The 4,894-nt window shown below is 71.3% G+C and carries 5 protein-coding genes and 1 pseudogene; 4 read left to right on the top strand and 2 right to left on the bottom strand.

The features are described 5' to 3' along the window. Both AB0J09_RS56185 and AB0J09_RS56180 read left to right on the top strand, forming a co-directional pair. A pseudogene (locus AB0J09_RS56185) lies at positions 1–367 on the top strand (patatin-like phospholipase family protein); the annotation flags it as partial. A gap of 27 nt (positions 368–394) precedes the next feature. Next, the gene (locus tag AB0J09_RS56180) at positions 395–1,429 is read left to right on the top strand and encodes a 1-acyl-sn-glycerol-3-phosphate acyltransferase (RefSeq protein WP_360710728.1); all 1,035 of its coding nucleotides are present in this window, start codon (positions 395–397) and stop codon (positions 1,427–1,429) included. 175 nt (positions 1,430–1,604) lie between these two features. On the opposite strand, the gene AB0J09_RS56175 is transcribed toward AB0J09_RS56180, so the two are convergent. Next, positions 1,605–3,092, bottom strand: a complete 1,488-nt coding sequence (locus tag AB0J09_RS56175; protein ID WP_360710725.1) for a cobyric acid synthase — start codon at positions 3,090–3,092, stop codon at positions 1,605–1,607. Between the two features lie 42 nt (positions 3,093–3,134). On the opposite strand from AB0J09_RS56175, the gene AB0J09_RS56170 reads away from it, so the two are divergent. Then, positions 3,135–3,935, top strand: coding sequence for an MBL fold metallo-hydrolase (locus AB0J09_RS56170; RefSeq protein ID WP_360710722.1), 801 nt, complete (start codon positions 3,135–3,137; stop codon positions 3,933–3,935). Positions 3,936–3,942: 7 nt separating this feature from the next. On the opposite strand, the gene AB0J09_RS56165 is transcribed toward AB0J09_RS56170, so the two are convergent. Next, positions 3,943–4,158, bottom strand: coding sequence for an antitoxin (locus AB0J09_RS56165; RefSeq protein WP_360710720.1), 216 nt, complete (start codon positions 4,156–4,158; stop codon positions 3,943–3,945). 120 nt (positions 4,159–4,278) lie between these two features. Between AB0J09_RS56165 and AB0J09_RS56160 the strand changes: the two genes are divergently transcribed. Then, positions 4,279–4,894: hypothetical protein (locus tag AB0J09_RS56160; protein WP_360710717.1), on the top strand; the 616-nt coding region annotated here is incomplete at its 3' end.

The following is a 4,894-nucleotide window of genomic DNA, read 5'->3' as shown; positions in this document are numbered from 1 at the left end:
GCCGCCCGTCGTGATCGGCGGCGAGCACTTCTACGACGGGGGCCTGGTGCACAGCATCCCCGTCGGGCGGGCCGTGCGACTCGGGGCCAAGCGCGTCTTCGTCCTGCACGTCGGGCGGATCGAACGGCCGCTGGCGCCGCCCAGGCGGTTCTGGGAGGTGGGCATGGTGGCGTTCGAGATCGCGCGCAGGCACCGGTTCGCCGAGGACATGGCGAGCCTGCCTCCAGGAGTTGAGGTGCACGTGATGCCCGCCGGCGTGACGGAGCCGCTCTCCACGCTGAGCTACCGCAACGTCTCGCAGATCTCCGCCTGCATCGAGCGGGCCTACGCCGCCTCTTCGCACTATTTGCGGAACAGAGGAGGATGAAGGGTAGACCGTTCCAGGGAGGCCGCGGTGCTCCCACCACGCATCCTGCGCCGGCTCGTGCTGGCTCCTCTGGTCATCGTCATGACCGTGTTCATGCTGGTGACGCTGCCGTTCTGGCTCGTCGTCACGGCGGCGGCCTCCCTGCGCCTGCCGCCGCCGCAGCGCAGGGGGCTGAGGTTCGTCTGGTTCGGCACAGCATGGCTGGCGCTGGAGTCGGCTGTGCTGATCGCCTGCCTGTGGCTGTGGGTGGCGGGCGGGGCCCGGCGCCAGGAGCGGCACTACGCCCTGATCAGGTGGTTCCTGTCCAAGGTGTACGCGGTGGCGGTGCGGACCTTCCGGCTGACCCTGGAGATCGAAGAGCCCGAGCCGACGGCCGAGGAGCGGGCCGCCCGGCTGACCCGGCCGGTCATCGTGCTGGCGCGGCATGCGGGGCCCGGCGACTCCTTCTTGCTGATTTATCACCTTCTAGCGATATATGGACGGCGGCCGCGCATCGTCATGAAGGCCGCACTCCAGTACGACCCCTCGGTGGACGTGGTGATCAACCGGCTGCCGAACGCGTTCGTCCCCCGCGAGTCCGGGCAGAAGCGGGTCATCGAGGAGATCCACCGCCTGGCCGCGACGATGGGCGATCAGGACGCCCTGGTGATCTTCCCCGAGGGCGGCAACTTCACCCCGCGCCGCCGCCGGCTGGCGATCAGGCGCCTGGAGGAGAAGGGGCTGGCCGAGGAGGCGAAGCGGGCGCGCGGCATGGACCACCTGCTGCCGCCCCGGCCGAAGGGCGCCATCACGGCCATCGAGGCGTGCCCGACAGCGGACGTCATCTTCGTCGCGCACACCGGGCTCGACGACCTCATCACGTTGGGGGACGTCTGGCGCAAGCTGCCCGTCAGCGCTCACATCACCGCGAAGTGGTGGCGGGTGCCGGCCGCCGAGGTGCCGCGCGAGCGGGCGGAGCGGATCCAGTGGCTGTACGACCACTGGGAGCAGATCGACGGCTGGATCGACACCCAGCGCCAGGCCCGCGCCCCTGCCGGCCATCCTGCTTCCGGTCCGGGCTGACCCTCGTTTTCACACGTCTCCCTCAACGCCGCACTTCGGCTGAGGTCCCTTGGGGAGGAAGGGCGAAGGCGGGCGCCCAACCAGCCGGACGGACAGCCCTTGGGGAGGGGGCCGAAGGGCACGCTCCGCAAGCCGGGCGGCACGTCCGAGGGCGTCCCGTGGCCCCGGCGAGTGGCTAGGCGGGTGGCGCCCCCGGGGGCAGGAACGGCGCGTCCGGGGGGCCGTGCTCGATGAGGCGGAGCAGCGCGTCCGTGTCGAGGTGCCGCTCCACCAGGTCGCCGAGTGCGTCGAGCCGCTCTTCCCTGAGCCCCGCGAAGTCCGTGTCAGGAGCCGGTACGAAGTCGCGCCCGGCCCGCTCGGCCACGTCGGCCAGGAAGGCCCGGCGGAAGCCGTCGTTCTCGAGGGCGCCGTGCCAGGCGGTGCCCCAGACGTTACCGGCCCGGCAGCCGTCGAGGAACGGCTCGCCGCCGTCCACCGAGGCCACCCCGTGGTGGATCTCGTACGCGCGCACCGGCTGCCCGTAAGCCGTGCCTTCCGGCCGCCCGAGTCGCTTCTCCTTCGCGAACTCGACCCGTACCGGCAGCCTGCCGAGCCCCTCGACCTTCCCCTCCCCCGACTCGACCTCGTCCACGATCTCCCGCCCGAGCATCTGGAACCCACCGCAGATCCCCAGCACGGGCCCCGCCCGGTCGATGATCGCCGCCGCCAGCCCTCGCTCGCGCAGCCACGCCAGATCGCTGACCGTGGCCCTCGACCCCGGCAGCACGACCAGGTCGGCGTCGTCGAGCTCGACCGGATCGGTGACGAAACGCACCACCACCCCCGGCTCGGCGGCCAGGGCGTCCAGGTCGGTGAAGTTCGAGATCCTCGGCAGCCGCACGACGGCCACCCGGAGGGTCTGCCTGCCGTACGGCGGGCGCACCGCGACCCTGCGGCCGTCCAGGGCCAGCGAGTCCTCGACGTCCAGCCAGAGCCCGTCGAGCCAGGGCAGGACGCCGTACACCTCGCGTCCGGTCAGCCGCCTGAGCATGTCGAGCCCGGGCTCCAGCAGCTCCCGTGCGCCGCGGAACTTGTTGACGACAAATCCGGAAATATGGGATTGGTCGTCGGCGTCCAGCAGGCCCACCGTGCCGTAGAACGCGGCGAACACCCCTCCCCTGTCGATGTCGCCGACCACGATAGCGGGCAGGTTCGCGGCCCTGGCCAGGCCCATGTTGGCGATGTCACCGCGGCGCAGGTTGATCTCGGCGGGGCTGCCCGCGCCCTCGCACACCACCACGTCGTACCGCTTCCTGAGCCTTTCCAGCGCCTCCAGCGCCGTGGTGCGGAGGAGGTCCTTGAGCGCGCCGTACTCCATCGCGTCCACGTCCGCCACCGGGGTGCCCATGAGGACGACCTGGCTGCGGCGGTCGCTGCCCGGCTTGAGGAGTACGGGGTTCATGTCCGCCACCGGCTCCAGGTAGGCGGCCTGCGCCTGCATCGCCTGCGCCCGGCCGATCTCGGCGCCCTCCGCGGTGACGTACGAGTTGAGTGACATGTTCTGCGCCTTGAAGGGCGCGACGCGCACGCCCCTGCGCGCCAGCCACCGGCAGATGCCGGCGGTCACCACGCTCTTGCCCGCGTCGGACGTGGTCCCCGCCACCAGCAACCCGCCTCTGACCATGCGATCACCGTATCGGAGCACGCACGGTCTTATGCTGGCCGCATGCCACCGTCGGATCTGCCCATCTGCCGCACGTGCGGCGTCCAGTACGGCGAGCCCCGCCCCGACTGCCCGATCTGCGAGGACGAGCGCCAGTACGTCGGCTGGGACGGCCAGCAGTGGACCACGATGGCGGGCCTGGCGGCCGAGGGCCATCGGGGCCGCGTGGAGGAGGAGGGCCCGGGCGTGATCGGCATCGGCACCGCCCCGCCCACGGCGATCGGCCAGCGCGCCCTGCTCATCCGCACGCCCGAGGGCAACGTGCTCTGGGACATGGTCTCGTACCTGGATGACGACCTGATCGCGCAGGTCAAGGAGCTGGGCGGGCTGTCGGCCATCGCCATCAGCCACCCCCACTTCTACGGCTCCATGATCGAGTGGGCCCGGGCCTTCGACGCCCCCGTGTACATCCACGCCTCCGACAGGCAGTGGGTGGCCAGGCCGGACGAGGCGGTGGTCTTCTGGGAGGGCGACACGCACCGGCTGTCCGAGGACCTCACCTTGATCAACGCGGGCGTGCACTTCGAGGGCGGCCAGGTGCTCCACTGGTCGTCCCAGAACGCCCTTTTCTCTGGAGACATCCTCACGGTCGTCCAGGACCGGCGCTGGGTGAGCTTCATGTATAGCTACCCGAACTTCATCCCCGAACGTCCACACGTAGTGCGCCGTGCCCTGGACCTGCTGGAGCCGTACGCGTTCGAGCGGGTTTACGGGGGTTGGTGGAAGCGCGTCGTGTACGCGGACGGCGCGGAGGCCGTCCGCCGCTCAGCCGACCGCTACCTGACCTTCGTCGAGGACAGGTGAGCGCGGCTCAGCTCTCACCCTCGCGCTTCTTCTCTTCCTCCTCGCCTCCACCGCCGTAGCGGCGCTGCACCGCGTCGGCCCCCTTCGAGATCTGCTCGTCGTACTTGTGGCCGGTCCGCTCCTTCGCGATCTGCTCGGCGCGGTCCACCAACTGGTCCGCCTCCTTGGAGTGCCCTCTGGCCAGGTTCTCCGCTTTCTTCAGCCACTCCCCGATTCGGCTCATGACCTTCCCCCTTCCTTCGGACTGTCATCGCCCCCTACCCCCGCATCCAGCACATTCACCGCCCCGGAGCCGAGCGGCCGCGGAGCCGGTCTGTCGGCGGCACCCCCTACGATGCGGCGCATGACCACGCACGGATTCACTCTCACCGCCGAGGGCCCGTTCGACTTCGGCGCCTCGCTGCGCTTCGTCGAGGACTGGCCGGCCACCAGCGCGCTGCCTTCCGACGGGCGGGCGCTGCGCTTCGCCTACTGCGCCGAGTCCGACTGGCTGCCGATCGGCGTGAGGGTGACCGCCGCGCCGGGCGGCGTGGCCGTCACCACGACCCGCCCGGCCGGGCCGGGCATCCGGGGCGAGGTGGCGCGCATCCTCTCCCTCGACGTCGACGGCACCGGCTTCGCCGCGCTCGGCCAGGCCGACCCGGTGCTCGGCGACCTGCAGCGGCATGCTCCCGGCCTGCGCCCGGTCTGCTTCTGGAGCCCGTGGGAGGCCGCGTGCTGGGCGGTCATCGTGCAGCGCTCCTCGATGCTCATCGCGTCCCGGATCAAACAACGCATCGCCGCGCGCTACGGCGCGCAGGTCACCGTGGACGGGCGGACGCACGCGGCCTTTCCCCCGCCCGTGACGTTGCTGGAGGCCGGCGGTCTCGGCCTGCCCGCGCAGAAGGAGGAGTGGCTGCGCGGTCTCGCCCAGGCCGCGCTCGACGGCCTGCTCACCACCGAGCACCTGCGCTCGCTCG

Source organism: Nonomuraea sp. NPDC049784 (assembly GCF_040659615.1).
GTDB lineage: Bacteria > Actinomycetota > Actinomycetes > Streptosporangiales > Streptosporangiaceae > Nonomuraea.
The sequence above is the reverse complement of the archived record's forward strand: the minus strand, read 5'-3'. Positions and strand labels throughout refer to the sequence as shown.